Source organism: Bacteroides sp. GM023 (assembly GCF_014750685.1).
In the GTDB taxonomy this organism is placed as follows: domain Bacteria; phylum Bacteroidota; class Bacteroidia; order Bacteroidales; family Bacteroidaceae; genus Bacteroides.
In genome coordinates this window covers 235,976-259,652 of record NZ_JAAXGE010000005.1, presented here as the reverse complement: position 1 = coordinate 259,652, position 23,677 = coordinate 235,976, and the positions used below count along the sequence as shown (strand labels likewise).

At 38.0% G+C, this 23,677-nt stretch carries 16 protein-coding genes; 3 read left to right on the top strand and 13 right to left on the bottom strand.

What is annotated here, in order from left to right:
• Nucleotides 1-16: 16 nt before the first annotated feature.
• Nucleotides 17-1,342: a BT_3987 domain-containing protein gene (locus HC965_RS12035; RefSeq protein WP_191031682.1), complete on the top strand. Its 1,326-nt coding sequence runs from the start codon at nucleotides 17-19 to the stop codon at nucleotides 1,340-1,342.
• Between the two features lie 119 nt (nucleotides 1,343-1,461).
• On the opposite strand, the gene HC965_RS12030 is transcribed toward HC965_RS12035, so the two are convergent.
• The 3 genes from HC965_RS12030 to HC965_RS12020 all read right to left on the bottom strand — a co-directional run bounded on the left by HC965_RS12030 (nucleotide 1,462) and on the right by HC965_RS12020 (nucleotide 3,202).
• Nucleotides 1,462-2,097, bottom strand: a complete 636-nt coding sequence (locus HC965_RS12030) for a SagB/ThcOx family dehydrogenase (RefSeq protein ID WP_191031681.1) — start codon at nucleotides 2,095-2,097, stop codon at nucleotides 1,462-1,464.
• 96 nt (nucleotides 2,098-2,193) lie between these two features.
• Complete coding sequence (locus HC965_RS12025) at nucleotides 2,194-2,751, bottom strand: NADH peroxidase (protein WP_007759170.1); 558 nt, start codon at nucleotides 2,749-2,751, stop codon at nucleotides 2,194-2,196.
• 22 nt (nucleotides 2,752-2,773) lie between these two features.
• Nucleotides 2,774-3,202 carry a Fur family transcriptional regulator gene (locus HC965_RS12020; protein WP_191031680.1) on the bottom strand — a complete coding sequence of 143 codons (429 nt, stop codon included), beginning with the start codon at nucleotides 3,200-3,202 and terminating at the stop codon, nucleotides 2,774-2,776.
• A 149-nt stretch (nucleotides 3,203-3,351) separates the two neighbouring features.
• Between HC965_RS12020 and HC965_RS12015 the strand changes: the two genes are divergently transcribed.
• The gene (locus HC965_RS12015; protein ID WP_191031679.1) at nucleotides 3,352-4,083 is read left to right on the top strand and encodes a DUF1573 domain-containing protein; all 732 of its coding nucleotides are present in this window, start codon (nucleotides 3,352-3,354) and stop codon (nucleotides 4,081-4,083) included.
• Nucleotides 4,084-4,164: 81 nt separating this feature from the next.
• Here the strand turns inward: HC965_RS12015 and HC965_RS12010 are convergent, their stop codons facing one another.
• The 8 genes from HC965_RS12010 to HC965_RS11975 are packed head-to-tail and all read right to left on the bottom strand — an operon-like array spanning nucleotide 4,165 to nucleotide 18,938.
• Nucleotides 4,165-5,190: a hypothetical protein gene (locus HC965_RS12010; RefSeq protein ID WP_191031678.1), complete on the bottom strand. Its 1,026-nt coding sequence runs from the start codon at nucleotides 5,188-5,190 to the stop codon at nucleotides 4,165-4,167.
• Entirely contained in the window at nucleotides 5,183-6,976 is a 1,794-nt protein-coding gene (locus HC965_RS12005; RefSeq protein ID WP_191031677.1) for a leucine-rich repeat domain-containing protein, read from the bottom strand. The genes HC965_RS12010 and HC965_RS12005 overlap by 8 nt, the downstream gene beginning before the upstream one ends.
• Nucleotides 6,977-6,990: 14 nt before the next feature.
• Nucleotides 6,991-8,742: a BACON domain-containing protein gene (locus HC965_RS12000; RefSeq protein ID WP_191031676.1), complete on the bottom strand. Its 1,752-nt coding sequence runs from the start codon at nucleotides 8,740-8,742 to the stop codon at nucleotides 6,991-6,993.
• Nucleotides 8,743-8,780: 38 nt separating this feature from the next.
• On the bottom strand, nucleotides 8,781-11,438 hold the full coding sequence (locus HC965_RS11995; RefSeq protein WP_191031675.1) for a DUF4458 domain-containing protein: 2,658 nt from the start codon (nucleotides 11,436-11,438) through the stop codon (nucleotides 8,781-8,783).
• Between the two features lie 24 nt (nucleotides 11,439-11,462).
• Nucleotides 11,463-13,409 carry a BACON domain-containing protein gene (locus tag HC965_RS11990; protein WP_191031674.1) on the bottom strand — a complete coding sequence of 649 codons (1,947 nt, stop codon included), beginning with the start codon at nucleotides 13,407-13,409 and terminating at the stop codon, nucleotides 11,463-11,465.
• 11 nt (nucleotides 13,410-13,420) lie between these two features.
• Entirely contained in the window at nucleotides 13,421-14,368 is a 948-nt protein-coding gene (locus HC965_RS11985) for a DUF4984 domain-containing protein (protein ID WP_191031673.1), read from the bottom strand.
• 29 nt (nucleotides 14,369-14,397) lie between these two features.
• Nucleotides 14,398-15,957: a RagB/SusD family nutrient uptake outer membrane protein gene (locus HC965_RS11980; protein WP_191031672.1), complete on the bottom strand. Its 1,560-nt coding sequence runs from the start codon at nucleotides 15,955-15,957 to the stop codon at nucleotides 14,398-14,400.
• A 26-nt stretch (nucleotides 15,958-15,983) separates the two neighbouring features.
• On the bottom strand, nucleotides 15,984-18,938 hold the full coding sequence (locus HC965_RS11975) for a TonB-dependent receptor (protein ID WP_191031671.1): 2,955 nt from the start codon (nucleotides 18,936-18,938) through the stop codon (nucleotides 15,984-15,986).
• Nucleotides 18,939-19,588: 650 nt separating this feature from the next.
• Between HC965_RS11975 and HC965_RS11970 the strand changes: the two genes are divergently transcribed.
• Entirely contained in the window at nucleotides 19,589-21,514 is a 1,926-nt protein-coding gene (locus HC965_RS11970; protein ID WP_191031670.1) for an NAD(+) synthase, read from the top strand.
• A 463-nt stretch (nucleotides 21,515-21,977) separates the two neighbouring features.
• Here the strand turns inward: HC965_RS11970 and HC965_RS11965 are convergent, their stop codons facing one another.
• On the bottom strand, nucleotides 21,978-22,529 hold the full coding sequence (locus HC965_RS11965; RefSeq protein ID WP_191031669.1) for a dual specificity protein phosphatase family protein: 552 nt from the start codon (nucleotides 22,527-22,529) through the stop codon (nucleotides 21,978-21,980).
• A gap of 20 nt (nucleotides 22,530-22,549) precedes the next feature.
• The gene (hisB, locus tag HC965_RS11960; protein WP_191031668.1) at nucleotides 22,550-23,674 is read right to left on the bottom strand and encodes a bifunctional histidinol-phosphatase/imidazoleglycerol-phosphate dehydratase HisB; all 1,125 of its coding nucleotides are present in this window, start codon (nucleotides 23,672-23,674) and stop codon (nucleotides 22,550-22,552) included.
• Nucleotides 23,675-23,677 lie beyond the last annotated feature (3 nt).

Sequence of the window (23,677 nt, the reverse complement as noted above, 5' to 3'; positions counted from 1 at the left end):
CTTAAATTCAAAAAAGATGAAGAAAATATATTCCATATCGGCAACTATCTTTTTTTTGATGTTGACAGTAAGTTGCGATGAAAACTTTGAAATCGCAGATAAGGCAGAGAGCCTGGCATCAGTCGCTATCAACACACTAAATGTACAAAAATCATTCAATGTAGGAGAAAGTTATCAGGCAGAACTTTGGGTACAACGAGGCGGATTAAACGATATGTCCGGCAAAGTACAATTCATTATAGATCCTGATTTACTGGATTCTCTGAACAGAGAAGACAGGACTAACTATCAAATGTTACCGGAAAACTGTTATGAGTTGACTAATGTCGATCTCTTATTAAATAAAAATGAAATGTGCGGTCATATAACCTATCATCCAGAAAAGATAGTCGAATTATCCGGTTATGACCAGATTCAATATGTCCTTCCACTCCGGTTGGTTTCTGACGAATTGAAAATCAACCCTGAAAGAAATGCCTCATTATTGGCATTTCAGGTATCGGAACCCATTGTACAAATCACAAACTCAGGAGTATTCAATATTGATCCATTACAGGCCTCTCAGATGGATGTCCATATCAGTGTACCTTTTACGAATAAATGGGATATAGAATGCAACTTAACTCACGACTTGTCTCTGATTGAGCAATATAATACAAGTAATAAAGTTAATTTCACCTTACTGCCCAGCGATTCGTACACTGCTCCGGCAAAAATCTCTTTACCGGAAGGTACTAATGAAACAACTGCTTCCTATCTGCTCAAAGATAATCTACTTCCCGGCAATTACATATTACCTGTAACTATTGGAAGTCTTGAAGCTACACAAAATGGTACCCCCAATAATTCATTAGTTATAGATAAGGAGAGTAATACTTTATTCCGTATTGTCAAAGAGGGACAGAAAATAAATAAGTCAGATTGGGAAGTTATCGCTTGCAATTCTGCTGCAGCAGCTAATCCGGTAGAGAATCTCATTGATGATGATGAAGCTACTTTCTGGCACTGCAAAACTAAATCCGAAGCAGGTTGGTGTGAACCTCCTTACGAGATTACCATTGATATGAAAAAACAAGTCACAATTACCCAAATTGACCTGATTAATCGTGGAGAAGCCAGTCGAGCCAATAATATCAAATGGGTGGAATTTTATGCCAGCAACGATAATAACAATTGGGAAAAAATTGGAGCTTCAGATTTCAATGATGAGTTTATCAGAGAAACATTTCGTTACTATGTCAAATCGACCACATCCCGTTATATAAAACTAGTCATCCCGGAAGGTTATGGAAATGCATGTCCCCCCGCAGCAATTCGTGAATTAACAGTCTTCGGATACTAAACTGGTAATTCCTGATTAACAGGAATTACATGAAAAAGAAATGTACCCCAAAAGTCCATAAGAAACAATTGGGGTACATTCCGATTACTTTGGGATATTCTTAAAATCCTATCCAATCTCTATTTAAAATATCCCACGGGATGATTCATCATAGGAATCTGCGTGTCTTTGAGCTTCAACACTTTCTTCAATTGATTATTATCCATCGAAGCACGTGGCACTGTAGCCAACTTAGCTGTAGAACAGAAGATTGAAATATTCTGTGAAACGATTCCTGCATCCATAGCTCCCATCAATTGGGTATGCGCATTCTTCGTATCTCCAAAACGGGAAAGGTCACTAATCAAAACCAAAGAAACCGGAGCCGATTTCACAAAAGCCTGACCACCGGCCACTGCTCCCCGGTAATCCCCTTCAGCTATCAGATTCAACTGATGATTCTTTGCATCATACAAGTAACTACCTTCCGGCAATACTACATACACATCCACATCTTGCTTATTCAAAGCTGACGGAGCAGTCCGTTTACCCGAATCTTTTCGATTGATTCCATTAGCAGCCCATAACAAATCTGATAAATCAGCCAGGTTCAGAGCTTTTGAGGCAAACTCCCTGGTCGAGTGACGTTCAGATAACGCTTTCATCACCGTACCGGTACGGTTCAAATTAGGTTGCGGCAACTTAATCACTTTATCAGCAGCAAAAGCAGCCACCGAAAGCACTAAACAAACTAACAATAGTTGTACTCTTTTCATAACTGTGGTATTTAAAAGTTGATGAGCAAATATAAAGAAAAAAGGTCTGTATTCATTTTTGAATACAGACCTTTTAAGAGTTATTATGAGGTTTGATTATTTATCACCGAAATAACGGTTGTACAGACCTTCAAAACCTTTACCGTGACGAGCTTCGTCTTTACACATTTCGTGTACAGTGTCATGGATAGCATCCAAGTTCAAAGCTTTAGCACGAGTTGCGATACGTTTTTTATCTTCGCATGCACCTTGTTCAGCATCTTTACGTTTCTGCAGGTTAGTTTTAGTATCCCATACACAGTCGCCCAGCAATTCTGCGAATTTAGCAGCATGCTCAGCTTCTTCCCAAGCGTAACGTTTGAAAGCTTCAGCTACTTCAGGATAACCTTCACGGTCTGCCTGACGGCTCATAGCAAGATACATACCAACTTCAGTACATTCACCCATAAAGTGATTGTTCAGATCCTTGATCATTTCTTCGTCACAACCTTTTGCAACACCGATAACGTGTTCGTCAGCAAAAGACAATGCGCCACCTTCTACTTCAACAACTTCTACGAACTTGCTGGCAGGAGCTTTACACAAAGGACATTTCTCAGGAGCTGCGTCACCTTCATAAACGTAACCGCATACAGTACATCTAAATTTTTTCATTTTCTTCTCAATTTTAAATTAATTAGTCAATACGTGTTTCTTTATCTTTACTTAAGCAATTTCTACAAATACCTTTATAATAATAATGAACTTCCGTAACCTGATGTCCATCCATTTCCTGCTGTTCCACTTGTTTTACCGCTTCCGGACACTTCAAATCATAGATATGTCCACAACGTCTGCACAGGAAATGTGAATGTACGGAAGTATCCGCGTCAAAGTTTGTATTCTTGTCATCAATCGTAAGCATTAAAGCCGCCCCTTGTTCCGAAAACAATTTCAACGTATTATAAACCGTTGTCTTTGATAATGTCGGCATCTCAGGAGATAATGCTGTATATATATCATCAGCTGATGGATGAATCGGATGTTCCATCAAATACTCCATGATAGCAATACGCTGCATGGACGGCTTAATGTTATGCTGTAATAATCGATCGTATGGTCTCATAATCTTTCGCCCCTTCGTTTCAAACTTGTATTCATTACAATTATAAATCCAATGCAAAAATAGAAAGTCTTAATGGGATATCCAAATATTTTCAACTTTTTTTTAGAAAAGATTCTCATCAGCAGCATAAATACTTGTATCTTTGCACTATGAAAATCAAATTCATCATATTACTTTATTTTACCATTATTGCAGTTGCAGTGACAGCCCAAACAAACAATCATGTTATTTTTGAAAAACAATCACATGATTTTGGTACATTTCCTGAAGATGGAGAGAACCAAACATATAATTTCAAGTTTACTAATCGAGGAGAAAGCCCAATAGCTATCACCCATGTACAAACCACGTGTGGTTGTACGGTAGCCAATTATACACGAACACCGATACCACCCGGGCAAACCGGTACTATCGGTGTCACTTATAATCCTCAAGGACGACCGGGGAAATTCAACCGTTCCATATTGGTTGACATTACAGGAAGTAATAGCAAAATCAAATTAACAATCTCAGGAATGGTAACTCCAGGAGCACAACGTAAAGATAAGCGTTTTCCATATGTCATGGACAGCATACAGCTAAAAACGACAGGAATTCGTTTTTCACCAATGCGCGGAAATGAGCAGGAGCAAAAAATAGTTATAATCAATAGTGGCAAAGAAGCTGTTCGTTTACAGTTCCGTTCCTTGGATTCTGCTCTTTCCGGTTATACTGTTCCAGAAATAATATCTCCTGATTCAATTGGAGAAATACGAATCTGCCGCAAAGCGGATGCCACAAAGATACAAGCAAAATGTATCAGGCTAAAAGAAGATAAAACATCCTCTTCTAAAGCAGAATATATCTATATTGAAATAGTTACTGAAAAATGTAAGCCTTGATACTAACATAAAAAGTGGTTGGTAAACCCTAACCGTTTAAAACCAACCACTTCTAGCAGAGAACAAATCTCTCCCATTTTATCAATATGTAAAGTTTCGGCTAACTCCGACTACTCCATCCGTATGGGACCAATCAACCATGCAACTTTGCAACTGTCTGGAATCCGTCCAGTTACCAAAGTTATCAAACGAAAGATAAGTATATTCCTCTTTATCTGTTATTTCATCTTCCGAGCCTCCATTCTCAATATATTTAACTCCCTGCAAACAGTTCTGAGAATCATAGGTATATGACCAATCAAAAATAGTAGCTCCCATATCCATTTTCTTTGCAATAGGTAACAATAACTGTCCTTCAGCATAACGGATAATTGTACGGACTGATTCAATGCCCGCTTCAGCTACCCTGATATCTTGTGCCAAAAGCCGTCCTTCAGTATCATAAGTATACATTGTGATTTCTTCATTCAAAATAGTCGTTCCACGGGATGTTGTAACAACTTTCTTTACAGGATACAAGCTACCGGATTCATACAAATATTCTGTTTTTGTATTACCACTCCATGTTTCCTCTTCATAAGCAGCTTTCCTACCATCATATAAATATGAAATAGAACCATCTTCACTAGTGATACTTTGTAAACCCTTCACCAGAAAAAAATCCATTTTTCCCAAAGGAAAAATAAGAGGAACATAATTGCAATGCTCACTATATTGCAAAGTATATACAAGTGGTTCATCTCCTAAAGGAGTAACGGTTGCCTCAACAATCTTCCCATCTTCAGCATACTTATAGGAATAGCAAGCAACTGTCTGCCACACATCACGAGTTGGAAATTCCACACCGGTCGGATTATAATATGTTATTTGCCCCATAGAGTTAAAACGCATATCGAAAATTATATTTTCTTCTCCAACTTCTGAATTTTTATCAAGAGAATGTGTTGCTTCCACGACTCTACTTATTCCCCCCTTCAAACCGAGAAAAGCTAAATGTGTTTTTTCCCAACAAGAAATTTTCACATCTAGCTTTTCATTATTATGCTCATCATTGCATGAAGCAATGATGAGACACAATATTATAAGCAGACAACGGCTATTATTCATTCAACTTCTTTTTTATCGACTCCAGATATTCGTCAAAATCTCTAGGCAGTGCATAGGTCGCCTTACATCCATCTACTGGGCAAGTTGCACGAGTCACACCAGAAGAATTACGGTTGTACACAATTACATTTCTACGTGGTAATAGCAAATCCTCCTTATTCTCCATCTTGAAATTCTCAATGCAGCACCAAGTTGCTGGTACTTGCCAGTTCAAAGCCGGACAATTATCCACATTTACACAATGTAAATAAAATGGTTTGGATACATTCTTTACACTCTCTCCAATTACATCCTCCTGCTCTCTAAGGTATATACCAGTATTCTCTGAAAAAGAAGTCAATCCTGCATTATCCGAAAAATCTAAAATTGAAAGATATGGATTCTTAGAAAAGACTCCATCACCAATAGCAGTAATATTATTCTTTGCCAATGCCAAAGAACGCAGATTAGGCAGTGCCGATAAATTCGGAATAGCAGATAAACCGCAATTATTCAATTTAAGTTCCATCAAACTTTCTGAATTCATTTTTGGAAAAGCATTAATCTTATTTCCATCCAGAATCAAAGTTGCCAATTCGCCCGACAGAGCATTCAACTCACTTTCCGTAACAGAAGTAATTTTATTATTTGCTAATGTAAGTGTATGCAGTCTTCCTTTTGCAATCTTCGGAATAGACGTAAAACCACAATTATCTAAAAGTAAACCTCCCATACGGACTCCCTCACCACGACTTTCCGGCATAGAATTCAAATTAGGATTATTGCGGAAATCAAAAGTCGATACCATCTTCATACTAAACATATTAGAAGGTAACGTTGTCAGTTTTGTATCATTCATTCGAAGCGAAACTACTTTTTGCAATTTCTCCGCTAATGCGGCAGGAAACTCTGAAATGCTATTTCCACTAATTTCCAAATCACGAAGTTCCGGAAGTTCGCCTAATCTTGCAGGAAGTTCTGTCAATTGACTATTCACAACCGTCAACGAACGTAGATTTTTCATCTTCTCAAAATTCTTTGGAAAATCTTTAAATCCGGTATTCATTATCAAAATAGCATAAAGCGTAGATTTATCCAGATTTTCCGGTAACTCCTCAAATTCCGGAATATCCAGAATTTGTATCCCTTCCAAAGTAGAGAATGTACTGATAAGTCCAGGCAATTTCTTCATTCCGGGAAATGCTTTATTATCAAAAATTATAGTTGCCAAATAGGATATATTCCCATAATCATCTACCTCAAATTCAAGATTTTCCCAGGTCAACAAGTCCTCATTCTCTACACGCCAGGTTTTAGGCCATTTGGTAGAGTCCGTTCCCAAAACCTGTTCACACAAACCAAATAATTGATTACGTAACTGATTATTAACATACACAAAACGAATAGATATAGGGAAGTAGAAAGTAGCCATTTCTCCATGCTTAACTGTGACACTATTTTCATCATCCACATAAGCTTCCTGAATCTGTGCACCTTTATTATCATAAGCTACATATTTCACTACCTGATATGTACCTTCTTCCAACGCAAGAACTTCAGAAGTTAATTCGTCTTCATTACCGGTTAAATCAACTGTTTTCAAATCGATTTTTTTACCATCTTTTTCCAGTGTCACCTTCAGTCGTGCCATATCTTCTAATGTAGATATGGTAAAAACCTTATTGCGCACAAACTTAAAAGTCACTTCTCCTTGTCCTTCGGCTAAGGTTGCAACTTCGTCATCTTCTGAGCAGCCCGTAAATAGAGCTGCACAGATTATGAAACAGAATAGAAGTGTTGCCTTCATATACATTGTCATTTTCATTTCCAATTCAAATACCAGTTTTTATTAAGCATTCTATAATATCTCCAATTACCATGCAAAGGCACTGTATTGAGGTCTTCCTGAGTCAATGATGGTAATTTCGCTGCAATAGTAGCCAATTCTTCGTTTTCCGGACAAGTACGGTTATACTCAGCCGGAAATTCAGAGAACTTGGTAGGAGCATTTGTAAAGCCAGCTATACTCCCTCTATTATCATACCCCTCCTGATTAAATAATAACAGGAACGGATTCCAACAAGCCAAATACTTATGATACAATATCCAGTCAGGAACTTTACCGGTAAGACGATTCAAGTTTAGTGTCAAATATCTCATCTTAGGCAAAATTCCATCTTTAGCGCCGTCCAAGTCAGGAATATTACCATAAAAATAGTTATATGACATATGAAGTTCTTCCAAAGCTATCATATCACGGAATAGCCAGTCTGCTTTAGATAAATCTCCTCCAAGCCCAATTGTTTCCAGTGTTTCGTTTCTTGGAATATCCGTACTCAGATTCATGATTGAACCACTAATCCTGTTACCGCCTAAATCCAAATATTTAAGTTTGTCTTTCAATCCTAAAAGTACATTTTTTATTGATTCCAAACTCAAAATGGTATTACCATTCAAGTCTAGTTCTTCCAAACTCTGCATATGAGCCATTTCAGCAGGAAGTGAATTAATACCATATCCCATCAGAGAAAGACTCTTCAGTTTAGCCAGTGTGGTAATCTCCGGTCCTAATGCTATCTTCTTTTTATATCCATTCGCATTAGCTATCGCTGAAAAAGTCTCCAGTTCAGTTAGATATTTAATCTGATAAGGAATGGTTTCATCCGTATCAATCATTGACAAACGGAAACCTACAACACGAAGTTCTGTCGTGTCCTTTTTCGTAACTCCTGTTATCGAATTATAATAGTCATATGTACGCTCTTCTACGACAATATTATCCCAATGAATAATCGGACGACTGGTAGAAGGAGTACCCGCATTCAAAACTCGCATAATCGCCAGAACAGCTAATGAATCACCTTCACGTGAAGGTATAATAACCGGAGCCTTCTCTTGAGTAATCTTCACCACTTTATTGAGCAAAACTGTTTCCCCGGAAGCACGAGCCGGTGTCAATGGCTTCTGATTAAACTGCACTTCCGCTATACGGTCACCTCTATCAAAGTCAGAGTAAGTTTTAAATTTAAAACGAAATTTCCGCTTACGGGGAATCGTTGTTGACGGAGTATAAGTAGAAACTCCATCAAGAGTTAACCAAGCCTTTGCTTCTTCCGGAATTACCACTTCAAAAGGAACATTAGCTATGGCCTCAACATCTACATAAGCTTTCTCAGGAGCAGCATAAGATGGCACTGTCAGTTCCGATTCCGTAAAGTCAATGGTAGGTTCATACCCATATTGTTTCACTAGAACTTCAGCCAAATCTCCTTTATCAGAATAAAATATAACCCGTCCGGTACGTTCCTTATACAAGTAAGAGGAATCAGCTTTTATCACACATACTCCATTTCCTACTCCGGTAGCCGGACTGACCATGCACCAATCATTTTCAGCCTCGGCAGTCCATGTCTGGTCAGTGGCAATTTTTAGTTCAATGGTTCCACCATTATTTAAAAACTGCATTTCTGTCTGATCCACAGAAAAACCGCTAACCACATCATCGTCATCATCTTTACAAGAAGATACCGATAATATTATCAAGGCAACTATTGCCCAACACATTGTTCTCATATCTTTAAATAAATAATTCATAAATTCTGTTTCCTCCATTATTTATTCATATCCAAATCCAGTATCGGACATCCAAATATAGACTGATTTGAATCATACACTAAGTTATATAAGCCGGAAGCAATGTTAGAACACACTCCTGATGGAACAGTCATATCAATATTGCTATTACTAGTAATATTAAACTCAGCCAACAATGTCGGGAAATTCGAATCAGGAACCTTACGAATATCATTGCCTGATACATCTAAAAGTCTCAAAGTGGCATATCCCGGATAAGAAGCCAATGCAGACGGCCAAGTCTGCAAAGGACGAGTTTCCTTACCTGTCTTTCTGTCAATATCCCACTGGTCATTCAAATACAACTTATTCAACATCGGTAATTCCATAGCTTTCATCGGAAAAGTACCAAATCTGTTGTAAGACAAATTTAAACCGGATACAAAAACCAGATTCCTTGAATTAAACTCAACAGGAAGATTTCTGAGATTATTTCCTGATAAGTCTAAAGCTTCCAAGACCTCTAAATCTTCAAACGAACAAAGAGGCAGCGTATCCAATTCACAGTTATTTATCAATAGGTAACTAATACCCGAGCCCTTCAAAGCTCCCGGGAAATAGCCTTTTCCTTTTTCATCCTTATTGGCTTTACCAAAATCATTTTTAGTAAGCGTCAATGTCTCGACATTGATACCATTGAATCCCTCAGCAAATCGCTCTATATGATTATCGGAAAAGTCAACACTCGTTGCCTGATATTTACTATCCTTTCCATCTTTAAATAAATTTGGAAATACTTTCAGCATATTGTTAGATGCCGAGAATTTTTCAATATCATCCGTTTCACAGAAATCTTCTGCTATTTCTGTAATCTTATTATCATCAAAGAAAGCCTGTACCGGTGCCAGTTTACGTCCTGTTCCCGGTAGTTTTCTCAACTTGTTAAAAGAAAAATCCAATAAGCCAATCTTGGTTGCCTCAATTAGTGCAGTAGGGAACTCCTCTAGTCCACAAGATGACACGTACAAGATTTGCAATTCATCTTTACAACTTGTTATGAATGCATTCAATCCCCTCAATAACTCAGCAGGTTCCATTGTCGCATTACAACTGAAATTCAATGAAACTACCTTTTTCATTTTTTCCAAGGCGGTAGGGAATCTCTTAAATTTACAATTATAAAATTCGACATCTGTCAAATCAGGTAATTCTGCCAATTCTATCGGAAGATCATCATCATTCAATCCAACCAAGCTATTTGCAACAAATAGATAATTTAGTTTAGTCAGATTACGGATAGTAGCCGGAATCTTCGTTATACGATTAGAAATAGCACCTTGGGAAAAATCATAAGTACTAAAAGTTGCATATTTCAAAGGAGTAACTTTTTTCGAAGTGTACAGTTTACCATTGTCAGTCGGAGAAGGATGCAGAATACTCAATCTCTCCTTTGCTATTTCCATACGACGACCACGGTAATCAATCCCTTTACGATACAAATCAATAGGATTTAAGCTGTAACTTACCTTATCCCCTTCAAAGTTCTCGACAGAAGCCAAGTCATTATGAGTACCTAATGACAAAGAAACTAATTCCGTCAAATCTCCCAAAGCATCAGGTATAGCACCTTTTGGATTAAATGAGCCTAATTCCAACGTTTTTACACGACCGTAACTATCCAATTCAACGCCAGGCTGGTTTCCCCACTCATCTATCGGACGATTAGCAAAACGCCAATTTGCTCCTGTAGGGAAAGACTCACCCGCATAACTCCAATTCGGTCCATCCATATTCACCCAAATAGTATAAAGAGCCATATAATCCTTGATAGCATACATATTCTCCGGGAATTTAATATTAACACTTCCTTTGGCATAATCCCCAGTAGTAACTTTCACATATGTATCTTTCAAATCTGCTGCCAACAGAATACTCCTACGGTCTTTATCATACATCATATAACGGGTTATCTCATACTCTCCAGATTCCCAACTTATTGTGTCCGTATGCAGATACTTTTCATTATTTGTATCGTAAACTTTAAAAGAGTGTGGAGTAGCATACTCACTTGTTCCCTTTTTACGATAGTAAATATCTACTATTTCTACATTATTATAACTAAATTCCTTAGGATCACTTTCCAATGCGGCTCGCGTCTTACCACTGGTATTAGCCTTATCCATTTCATCCTCATAATTAGATAAATCTTTCAATAGATCAAAATAGACATAGCCACGCACAGTAGCTTTTACTTTTACATCAAGCTCTGTAAGATGCCCACCAGTAATCTGGAACACGAGTGATTCATCCGGATAAATAGTAGCCAACCTCTCCGGTTTCTCCATATCGGGTTTCACCGCTCCGAAAAGTGAATAACTCATGATACGATATTCACCTGCACGCAATTCTAATTTCTCCGATTCCAATCCGAGATCTGTAGCATTCGCCACAGAACTCAGATTCAAGGATTGTGTTACATACATGTCATTGTACAACATAGATACCTCCACCTTCTTTGCATCAGACATATAATCCAATGTAGTAGCTCTAGTTACAGTCTTTGAAGAAGTCAGACGCAACTTGAGGAATCCTGATGTACCATTGCCAGAAACGACATCGTCATCTGAACAACTCGACACCAATGCTATACAAAGCACTGCTGTAAACAACCAGTTTATTTTTCTTAATAGATTCATTTTCGTTACTCAAAAATTATAAAATTATTTTTTATCCTCTGCAGTAAAACGCAAAATAATCTTATTACCAAGATTACCTGCAACCAAATAATACGTTGTCTTAGTTCTGTTAGGTTTCTCACTCTTAGAATATTCCGTGAATTTAATAGTTCCCATAGTTGGATCATATTCATTATCCGGATCAATTTTAGCTTTAGAGAAGAAATCTCCCAATCCATAAATTATATTATCATCATCCGGACAAACATCACCAACAGCATATTTAGGTTCTCCTGCCTCCCAGTACCAAGTTGCACCAACACCAAATTCTGTTGCAAGATCTAGACCATTATAATAAAATTCAGTTTTATCTAATGGTAATTGTAGTTTTTGATCCTTCAAATCAGATTCTAGTTTGGTTACATCCATTTCTTCCTTATTTTGTCCTAATATAATATAGCTGTTTTCTAGTTCCGGCCGTAATTCCCATGCACCAGATTCTTCATTGAAATCAAAAAGATCTGCCCCCATTATATCACCCTCGTCAGGGTCTGCATATTTCTTGGTAGAAACAGCAAACAATGCGAAAAATCTATTCTCATAAGCTAACATCTCACCATTCATACCTGTTTCAGTTTCAATATCACGAGCATTCATTTCAATTGTAAACTCACCTGATTGAATGGCTGAGCGACTTTTTATAACAGGCTTACATTGTCCCCAAGGAGAACTTATCATCATATAATCTTCAGGGTCATAACCATCAGTATCAACCCTAACACGTCTAATTACAGAAGGAACATTATTTTCGGACAATACAACCCTCAGCAAAAGAAGGGAGACATCCTCCAAATTAGCAGCCTGCACTTTAAAGTTCATCTTTCCTCCCTCTTTAGCAAACATATAGACACCAGTCGTTTGATCCTTTCCAGCTTCTATAAAATTAGTCTCGTCAATATAGATGTAGTCTGTACCAACACCTTCTACAATAACTGGTAAGCTTTTTAACACTTTATCAGTATTAGCGTCTAAGACTTCAACTTTTCCTCCAGTCAAATCATCAGTATCCAAAGCACCATCTTTTATCTCAACATTCATAGACAGTTGAGTTTCAAAAAAGTTTTTCGAAATGTTCTCACTAATTATCGTAGCCTCTGAATAGTCCGAAGAATTATTTAATTTCCACGCCACATTAGATGTTACTTTTACAACTGATCTATAAGTGCCTTCATCACTACTTAATGTCGTTACAGCAATTGATTCTTCATCTTCATAAAAAGTTATAGTCGGAGTAATACCAGCAAATTTCACAGCATATTCTTTTGTAGCCGGAGTACGAGTTTCTGCTTGATATGCAAAACTAACAATTGCAGTCTGTTCGCCATATCCGCCTGCAGCATACAATTTTACCGGATCTGCATGGAAAATATACTTTCTTGAGCCGTCGCTATTTCGCCCTTTATCCTCATACGTCAACCAATCCGGTGATATGGCAATTGAATAATCATAGTTACTCTTTACACTTACTTCTGCGGTAATCTCCTGTTTTTCATTATCAATAGCCAAAATAGTCCCATTTTGATCTTCGGTAGAGAAAGTTAGATTAGATCCTTTTTCGCCTTGAGTCACAACGATATCAACAGACTTTCCACTTATCTTGTCCTTGATAGTAATGGTACCAATACGAGTTTTAAAGTCGTCATTATCCTCAACTGTTACTATTATTTTCTGATCACCGGCAGAACCAGTTCTTTTACTCAAATCTATCCAGTTATGACTAACAATAGCGGTCCAATCATTTTCTGCAACGAATGTAACAGTCACAGCATCATTATTAGCTCCCGTACAAGTTATTGCCAAGTCCTCTGGAAAAAGAACCTCAATATTGGCATTAGAACCTTTATTATTGTCATCATCGTCACCACAAGCAACGAAAGCACACATCAGAACACAAACAAATAAATATTTGAAATAAATCGATGTAGTTTTCATATTCCTATCTTTTAATTGTGAAACTTATTAAATTTAAAAGTAGAACAGTCATTACTTTCTGTTATACTACGAGTTACAGCACCATTCCCATTATTCTCCGCTTCATCCGCATCAAGTGACTTGAATATATATTGATATACTCCGAAACTTCCTATTTGAGGAACATATGCTTCTAATGTCAACACAAAGAAATTATCAAAAGTATTGAAATACGAAGGATATTGTTCAACAGAGCGAATCCAGACTGTTCCATAATTACTTTCACGAAAACCCGCCTGTTCGGGTACTGTAATCACGAGGTCCAAAGGATCCGAGTCGTCAAAAATTACACGAATATCACCAGACCCTGAATGTCCGAACATATCAGTAAGCATCAATGTCTTTTCATCTTTCTTATAGCCTTTCACTGAATAGGAGCCCATATTACTGTCAAAAGGAAAAGATGCCAACATTGTGAAATTAGCTTCATCTGTCTCATTCTTGATTTGCAGAAAATCGTTCATTTTAAATGGATGACACTTAATAAAATCTACCAATGTCTCATTTCCATACAAATCCCATGTTTGAGCTTTCGGTTCAACCAAGCGCAACCTTACTACCAAACTATCATCACGATTTACATTATCGTAATGTCCTGCCAACTTAACAAAAGCAACACGCTCTCCTGCCTTAATTGTGACATTATTAGAGTGGTCAACAAAATCAAAATGATAACCACGAACAGCGGTCGATTTATCATTGATAATTTCTACAGCATAGTTCCGATCGTAGTCTGCCAAAGTAGTTGCAGCAACCGATACCTCAAATATTTTATCCGTCTGTAATATTGGCATCGTATAGGTAGTATCAGCAAACATCACATACTCCGGTCCGGAATAAGTAATATCCTCTGATTGACATCCTATTACAAAGATGGCTGCCAACGGAAACATCAACAGAAGATTCAAAAACTTCTTCATATTTATCTAATCTGTTATTTATTATTAGTTCAATAATTACTTGCATTACCTACCACTAAACCATTAGTAGCTTCAATTTCATGTTTTGGAATAGGCCAAGTAGTAAAACGGTATCTTGCATCTGTATATTTCACATTCAACTGATTATTAATAGAACCATCTATACTATAAAGCTGCTTTTCACGTTTTACCGGGTCACGCCAACGCTTCAAATCAGACAAGCGGAAACCTTCCATGTACAATTCACGAATACGTTCATTCTTTATTTCTTTCAACAAATCATCCCCTGAAGCAGAAACGGAGCCGAAACCACTAATACGTTTACGTTTTAATGATGAAAGATCTTTTTGAGCATTTTCATCGTCATTCAACCAATAGTAGGCTTCAGCACGGTTCAAATAAACCTCTGACAAGCGAAACGGCTTAGGCATATTAATAAATTTGGGAGTAGCTCCGCCATTCAAGTCGGGATTACCCGGATATTTAGTGATAATATATACGTTATCTCCATAGGCATCCTTTATTTGTGAGCAGAAAGCAGCAGCACGTTTATCATTTTCATCATACAATCCAAGAATAGCCTCAGAAAAATGATACTGAGGGCTGTAATTCACAGTGTTATATCCCAGTAGATATTTTCCGATTGTACCACCATAACTATCCGGTGTCATGGCTATCTTCCAAATAATCTCGTCACTTTGATCATAAAGCCACATCATCTGATAATCCGTATATACTGCACTACCTATCTGGTACGCATTATTTACAGCATCAGAAAGAGTATAAGCCCCTGTTTTTATGACTTTTCCTGCAGCTTCTACCGACTTTTTCAGATATTCATTATTCTTATCGCAAACCAAATCACCCATTCCCATATTCAGATATACACGAGCTTGCAAGGCATACACTGATCCTAAACTAAAATATGGACTGTCAGCAGCAGTTCGTGAAGCCGGCAGGTTTTCTTCCGCCTGTTTCAAATCACTTATCACCTGATTATAAGATTCAAGGAGAGTAGAACGTTTCACCATAGGTACATCGTCGCTATAAGTAGTAGCCAAACTGATTCCCATATTTTCCGTATTTGCATTAGCAGAAGTCATTGGTTCACAGAAAATACGAATCAGCTCTGAAAAAGCCAAAGCACGCGCAAAGTAAACTTCTCCAAGACGTTTTTTAAAGTTTTCCTTATCAACAGTGGTTTTTAAATTAGACTCCACTTGGTCTTTATAATCAAAAAAGAAGTTACAACGTGAAATAATAGTATAAAGTCCATTATACACTCCTGAAATATCACTCGTTGTCGATTTAATATTCCATTGATAGAAATTTGTGTAGATACCGGAATTTGTTCGCAAAGCCGCACAAGCCAAGTCAGCCTGAATATCCTGCAATAAGACCATATCGCCACTATATAGCGCACTATTCTTAAAGGCACTATATATACCTACTACCCAGTCGTCACAGTCATCTATTGTATGTAATGCCTCTTTTTCCGGTATTGCACTGTCCGGATAAAGATCCATTTCGCACGAAGAAAAAACGAATATCAATACAGATAGTAGAAATAGTATTTTTAATTTTTTCATATTCTTGTGATATAAATAGATAAATGTTAGAAACCGACCTCCAATCCTACAGTAAACTGACGCGACATCGGATAAGCCGCCTGATATACATTCATCGTAGACTCTGGATCCATTCCCTGGAATTTAGTCCAAGTAAAGAGATTCTGTCCCTGTGCATATACCCTTGCATGCTGAAAGACCTTAGCCGTTCTCAGCAAACTTTTCGGAAAATCATAAGAGATGGTCAAATTCTTCAAACGAAGAAAAGAAGCATCTTCCAATAAACGATCATCAAACTGAATAGGAACATCATATCGGGGAATAGATACAATGTCACCCGGTTTCTTCCAACGATCATACAGCATCTTACGAGAATGGTTATAACTTGCATATGCCGAACTGTTACTTTCACTGAAAAAACGGTCATTGTTCACCATATAACGTCCTGATACCCAACTAAACTGGGCGGAAACAGTAATTCCTTTCCATGAAAGTGTAGTACCAAATCCACCTTGCCAGGGAGCAGTCGCACTCTTTCCAGTCAGAACCTTGTCTTCTTCTTTAATTTCATTCGTAATATGACCATCCTTATCGTACCAAAGAGCATCTCCATTAACAGGATTGACACCCGCAAAACGATTCAAATAAAGTTCCCTACTATCATGTCCGACTTTTAAAAACATATTGTAGTCTCCTAAATCATATTCATCACGTCCATTATATAATTCAGTAATTTTATTCTTATTATAAGATACATTTCCAAATATATTCCAACGGAAACCTTTAAGGCGAAGTATATCCGCATCCAATGATAATTCTACACCTCGATTCACCATTGCGCCCATATTGCTCCAACGTGTTGTATATCCGCCCACAGCAGAAACAGGCACCTCCATTAACATATCTGTAGTCTTCTTATTATAGAACTCTGCTACAAAATTTACCCGATCAAGAAAACCAAGTTTCACCGATAGATTACTTGTCATGGTATTTTCCCAAGTTAACTTCTCATTTCCTTTGGAATTTGGAGCCATTCCGGCCATAGCTTCACCATCAAGACCATAGATAGGGCCTCCGCCTACCAACGCCCAGTGATAATACGCAGGAATAGATGAGTTACCGGAAGTACCAATACTACCCGCCAATTGTGCATTTGTCAACCAATCTATATCCTTCAAGAACTTTTCCGCCTTTGTATTCCACATCAGACCAACAGACCAAAAAGTTCCCCAACGAACACCTGCGCCAAATCGAGAAGAAGAATCACCTCGAACAGAAAAATCAGCATAATATTTATTCTGATAGTTGTAATCTACACGAGAAAAGAAAGAAAGATAACGTGCTTCAAGCATAGTATCAGAAGGTTTATCCGCGCGGGTACCTGTTGATAAAGTCAACATTCTATCATGACTCTGTCCACGACCGACTACAGCAAAACCATCATTTTGGTTGTCAACCCATTCCTGACCAAGCAATACGTTAAAATGATGATCATTTTTCACGTCAAAAATATAAGTTGCTGTATTAGACCAAGTAAGATTAATATATCGTTGGGCTCCTCTACCTAATGTTCCTTCACCTGCATTGGTCGCATAAGAAGGTAACGAGAAATAATCATTGCGCTGGTTCAAATAATCAACGCCTCCCAGTGTTTTGATTGTTAACCCAGTAATAGGGTGCAATTCAGCAAAAGCAGAAGCTACTATTTTCCAATTGTTTTTATCAGAAGGGTTAGCATCCATATACTCCAAAGGGTTTACGTTTGTTCCAAGCCAAGTGCCCTCTTTCACTTTTGCAATACTTCCATCCGGAGCATAGGGGTTCCAATACGGAAGCATAAAGTGAATAGCAGAAATGGGAGTAACAGTATTATAATCGCCAGAAGTAGCTTCCTGAATATCCTCATAGGCAAAAGAAGCATTCGTACCAATTTTAAACCACTTATTTACTTTGGCTTCCAAATTAGCACGCAAAGTATATCGTTTATAATCGGAACCAAGCGCAATGCCTTCTTGTGAATGAACATTTCCCGATACATAATAGTTAAATCCGTTTTGCGTAGCTCCGCTCGTCTGCAAATCAACACTCACCAACGGAGCAGCATCATTATATACCACATCACGCCAATCAATATTTGTACGTTCCAACAAATCACGGTCGTAAGTACCTGCCTTGCGTATACCTATTTCTTCTTCAAAGTTCAAGCGTTCCGTTGTATTCATCAAATCCCATTCTCCATAGGCAAGTTTAGAAACCCCGTATTGTGCACGAACCGTAATCTGTCCATTATCATTTACACGCCCTCGTTTCGTCGTTATTACTACTACACCATTTGCAGCACGCGCTCCATAGATTGATGTAGAAGATGCGTCTTTTAATACAGAAATGCTTTCTATATCATTGGGATTAATAGACGAAAACACATCATCTGTAATAGTAATGCCATCTAAAATAAATAATGGAGTAGTACCGGAATTAATAGAGTTGGCACCACGAATTTGAAAGTCGGCAGTCGCACTGGGTTCACCACTATTAGAAATGACCTGCAATCCCGGTGTTTTGCCTTGTAGCGCCTGGTCAAAACTAGGAGCTGGTATATTCTCCATTTGTCCAGCTTTTACTACCGACATAGAGCCTGTCACTGTTCCCTTTTTACGTACACCGTACGCAATTACAACCACTTCGTCCACTTGTTGAGCGTCGTTTTCCATCTTTAAATCGAAACGAATAGAGCCAGTCACCTGTTTCTCTATTGTTTTCATCCCGATGTAAGAAAACTGCAAAGTGGCGGGAGATTTCGTCACCTTAATACTGTAATTACCATTCATATCGGTAATTACTCCATTTGATGTACCCTTCTCTACAACTGACACCCCAATCATCGGTTCTCCATCTTCCAATGAAATGATATGCCCAGTTACCTGATATCCACCCTGCGCAAAAAGCAACAGGGGGATATTCAGCAGAGTAAAGAGTACAAACAAGAGAATTGATTTTCTCATCTTTGATACTTGAATTAAAAATTAATGATATTGATTTATTCTACAGTGATTTATGCGTATAATATTTCACACATAAAACAATAATACACACTTCTTTTTAACTAGACTTTCTAAAAGCACATATGCCCTGAATGCCAATAACAAAAGAATATTCAATATTTTCTAAAAAATAAAACAGGAAAGATTTAACTTGGCTGATTCTTGATATTACGCCAAATATTTATATACCTCTTTTGTGTTTCTGTTGCAGAAATTAAATATACATCCATCTTCTCTTAAATTATATCTTCTAACAAGTAATATCGCTTGTTTCTTAGTGTCATCTGTCTTAAATAGCATTAATTCGACTGCAAATATAAATATTATAGTTAAATAAAAGAAACTAAATATCGCTTATTTTATACCATTTTTCCAACAATATCTTTTTGACACCATTTTAGGCATACATTCATCAATGAATTCAAAATATCAGTGCCATATACACAAAAAAACGCACATGTTTTGTTTCATTTTGACAATCTATTTAATTGTTTAAGCAACAGTATCATAAATCACCTAAATTATCTCTTTGAGAGGATTCGCAGTAGAAACGATAAATATTCAAAACTATTTCCTATTTTTGCATCCACTATATATAAATAAGGTGTAAGATGAACTACGGATTCGTGAAAGTAGCTGCAGCCGTGCCACACGTCAAAGTGGCTGACTGTAAATTTAATGTAGAGAAGATAGAAAGTTTAATCGCAGTAGCCGAAGGTAAAGGGGTGCAGATGATTATATTCCCGGAAATGAGTATTACGGGATATACTTGTGGCGACTTGTTCGGGCAACAGCTTTTGCTTGAAGAAGCAGAAATGGGGCTAATGCAGATATTAAACAATACCCGTCAATTGGATATTATTTCCATTGTCGGTATGCCTGTAATTGTTAATTCGACAGTAATTAATGCAGCCGTAACGATTCAAAAAGGAAAAATATTAGGTGTTGCCGCTAAAACATACTTGCCTAATTATAAAGAGTTCTATGAACAACGCTGGTTTACTTCCGCTCTTCAATTGACAACAGATACTGTACGTTTGTGCGGACAGATTGTTCCTATAGGTGCTAATTTACTTTTTGAAACATCGGACACGACTTTCGGTATCGAAATCTGCGAAGATCTTTGGTCGACTATTCCGCCTAGTTCATCACTTGCCCTGCAAGGAGCAGAAATCATATTCAATATGTCGGCAGATAATGAAGGAATCGGAAAGAACAATTATCTATGTTCTCTTATCAGCCAGCAGTCCGCACGTTGTATTGCCGGATATGTATTTTCATCCTGCGGTTTTGGAGAATCCACCACTGACGTAGTATTTGCGGGTAATGGGTTGATTTATGAAAATGGTTCACTCCTTGCACGGAGCGAACGTTTCAGTATGGAAGAACAACTTATTATCAGTGAAATTGATGTAGAACGTATTCGCGCAGAACGTAGGATAAACACAACTTTTTCCGCAAATCAAGCAAACTTGGGAGATAAAAAAGCTGTTTCCATTGCCACAGAATTTGTCAATAGCAAAGAGCTGACTTTAACACGCAAGTTCAATCCCCATCCTTTTGTGCCACAGGGAGCCGAATTAGACGAACACTGCAACGAAGTATTCTCTATTCAGATAGCGGGATTGGCAAAGAGACTGGTACATACAGGAGCCAAGACAGCCGTAGTCGGTATTTCCGGCGGGTTAGATTCAACATTGGCATTACTTGTTTGCGTGAAGACTTTTGATAAATTGGGATTGTCCCGAAAAGATATTCTTGGAATCACAATGCCGGGATTCGGAACTACCGACCGTACTTATCACAATGCCATTGATTTGATGAAATCACTGGGTATATCCATTCGCGAAATCAGCATAAAGGATGCCTGTATCCAGCATTTTAAGGATATAGACCATGATATAAATTTACATGATGTAACCTACGAGAACTCTCAGGCACGCGAACGGACACAAATACTGATGGACGTAGCCAATCAGACTTGGGGAATGGTTATCGGCACAGGAGATTTATCTGAACTTGCATTGGGATGGGCAACCTACAACGGTGACCATATGTCAATGTACGGAGTAAATGCAAGTGTTCCTAAAACTCTCGTTAAGCACTTGGTACAATGGGTGGCAGAGAATGGCGTAGACGAAAAATCAAAAGCGACTTTGCTTGATATTGTTGATACGCCTATCAGCCCGGAACTGATTCCGGCCGACGAAAACGGAGAGATTAAACAAAAGACTGAAGATTTGGTAGGTCCTTATGAACTACATGATTTCTTCCTTTATTATTTCCTGCGTTTCGGTTTCCGTCCTACGAAAATTTTCTATTTGGCAAATATTGCATTCAAGGGTGTTTATGATGAAGAAACAATCAAGAAGTGGCTTTCTATTTTCTTCCGTCGTTTCTTTAATCAACAGTTCAAACGTTCTTGCTTGCCTGACGGACCAAAAGTAGGAAGTATTTCTATCAGTCCAAGAGGAGATTGGAGAATGCCGAGTGATGCCAGTTCAGCAATGTGGCTTAAAGAAATAGAGAATTTATAATCATTCTTTTTCAATGATTGATAATATATCCTGTGACATTTTTGTATCTATTTAAAGTTTTATACGGGGAAGATACAAAAATGTCACAGAGCTAATAATCAGCAATTTAAGTATAAAAACAGCCCTATTTTAAGAGAAGTTCACAAAAAACATAAGGTTGATTTTTATATTTCAGAGAGAAAAATTGCACTTTTCTTATAATATACTATTTTCCAGCATATTACCTCATATAATTACTACTATTTGAACAGACTTGAGTAACCGGTCAGTTACACAAGTGCATCCAGTCTGTTGCTCAACTCCATTTGGTCTGCCACACAAGTGCAACAAGTTAAATCGAGTACATGAATTGTCTAATAGAATGAAGGGAAACATTAATTCATATGGTAGAATTCTCTAATTCATGCAATAGAAATTCCCGATTGGACTGTATGATTTGATGAGCTCATACAGTCCAATCGGATTATTCCTGCACTTCTTTTCTTATCCGTTCAATATCAGCTTTCCTGATTCGTCGAATAATATTTTTATAAATACGATGGAATCCAAATCCGCCTTCAGTCATTTCACGAATGGCAACTTCTTTGGGGATATTCTGAAATACAATGCGGTAAAGTGCGCATACAGCCCCTGTACGGTCAGAGCCGTGATGGCAATGAATGACAATCGGCTCTTTACGATTCTTAATGATACGTAATGCACTTATTAATTGCGCTTCACTTACGGAGTGCGCTTTCATCTTAACCCGATGAAGCTTCACAGACGTTCCTTTCGCCTCATCATCGTCACTATGCCTGTTACGGAGGTTAAGAGATTCTCCGATTCCATATTTTTCCAAAGCCTTAAAATCATCTTTTGAAGGTTGTTCCGAACGATATACACCCGTATCTATCATATACAGATTAGTCAGTTCGCTATCGGGAAGAGTAATTTTCTCTATTTTCAAATTCTGACAGGAAAGAGAGATAGAGAAGATTACTCCTAAAAGTAGGCTCAACAGTATTCGTTTCTGCATTAGTCCATGCATTTAAGAAATCAAAGCACTCCTTTACTGGATGGAAGTTCGAAATGATAGATATCACGTTTCAAAGCCATCTTGAAAGCACGGGCCAATGCTTTAAAAATACCTTCTATCTTATGATGTTCATTCTCTCCTTCAGCCTTGATGTTCAGATTCATTTTTGCGGCATCACTCAATGACTTAAAGAAATGCAGGAACATTTCAGTCGGCATCTCCCCTATCTTCTCACGTTTGAACTCCGCATCCCATACCAACCAGGGGCGGCCACCGAAATCCAGGCATACCTGGCAAAGACAATCGTCCATCGGTAAAGCATATCCATAACGTTCAATTCCACGTTTGCTGCCTAAAGCCTGGTAGATACATTCCCCTAAAGCAATGGCAGTATCTTCGATAGTATGATGTTCGTCCACTTCCAAATCACCTTTGACCCGGATTGTCAAGTCCATGCCGGAATGTTTTCCAATCTGTTCGAGCATATGATCGAAGAAACCAAGCCCGGTAGAAATATCGCAAACACCATTTCCGTCCAGGTTTAAGGCGACATAAATATCAGTTTCTTTCGTGGTACGGCGTACTTCCGCTTTCCGCTCACCGGCAAACAGGAATTCGGCTATCTGATCCCAGTCCGTTGTAGCGAGAGCACAAACATCTTCCAGCCCTTTTTCTTTCAGACTTTCTGTTGAATCTTGCAAATAGATGGCACGGCAGCCCAGTTTTTTGGCAAGTTCCACATCTGTAGGACGGTCGCCGATAACAAAACTTCCGGGCAGATCGTATTCAGGATTATTCAGATACTTCGTCAACATTCCGGTACGTGGTTTACGTGTCGGCGCATTATCTTCAGGAAAACTACGGTCTATCAGTATTTCATCAAAAGTAATTCCTTCGCCTTCCAATGTTTTAAGCATCAGATTATGGGCAGGCCAGAATGTTTCTTCCGGGAAGGATGATGTACCCAGTCCGTCCTGATTGGTGACCATTGCAAATTCGAAATCGAGTTTGCTACGGATAAAGCCCAAATTACGGAATACTTTCGGATAGAATTCCAATTTCTCTAAGGAGTCGAGTTGATAATCAACTGGTGGTTCAATAACCAGTGTCCCGTCTCTGTCTATAAATAAAACTTTTTTCTTCATAAT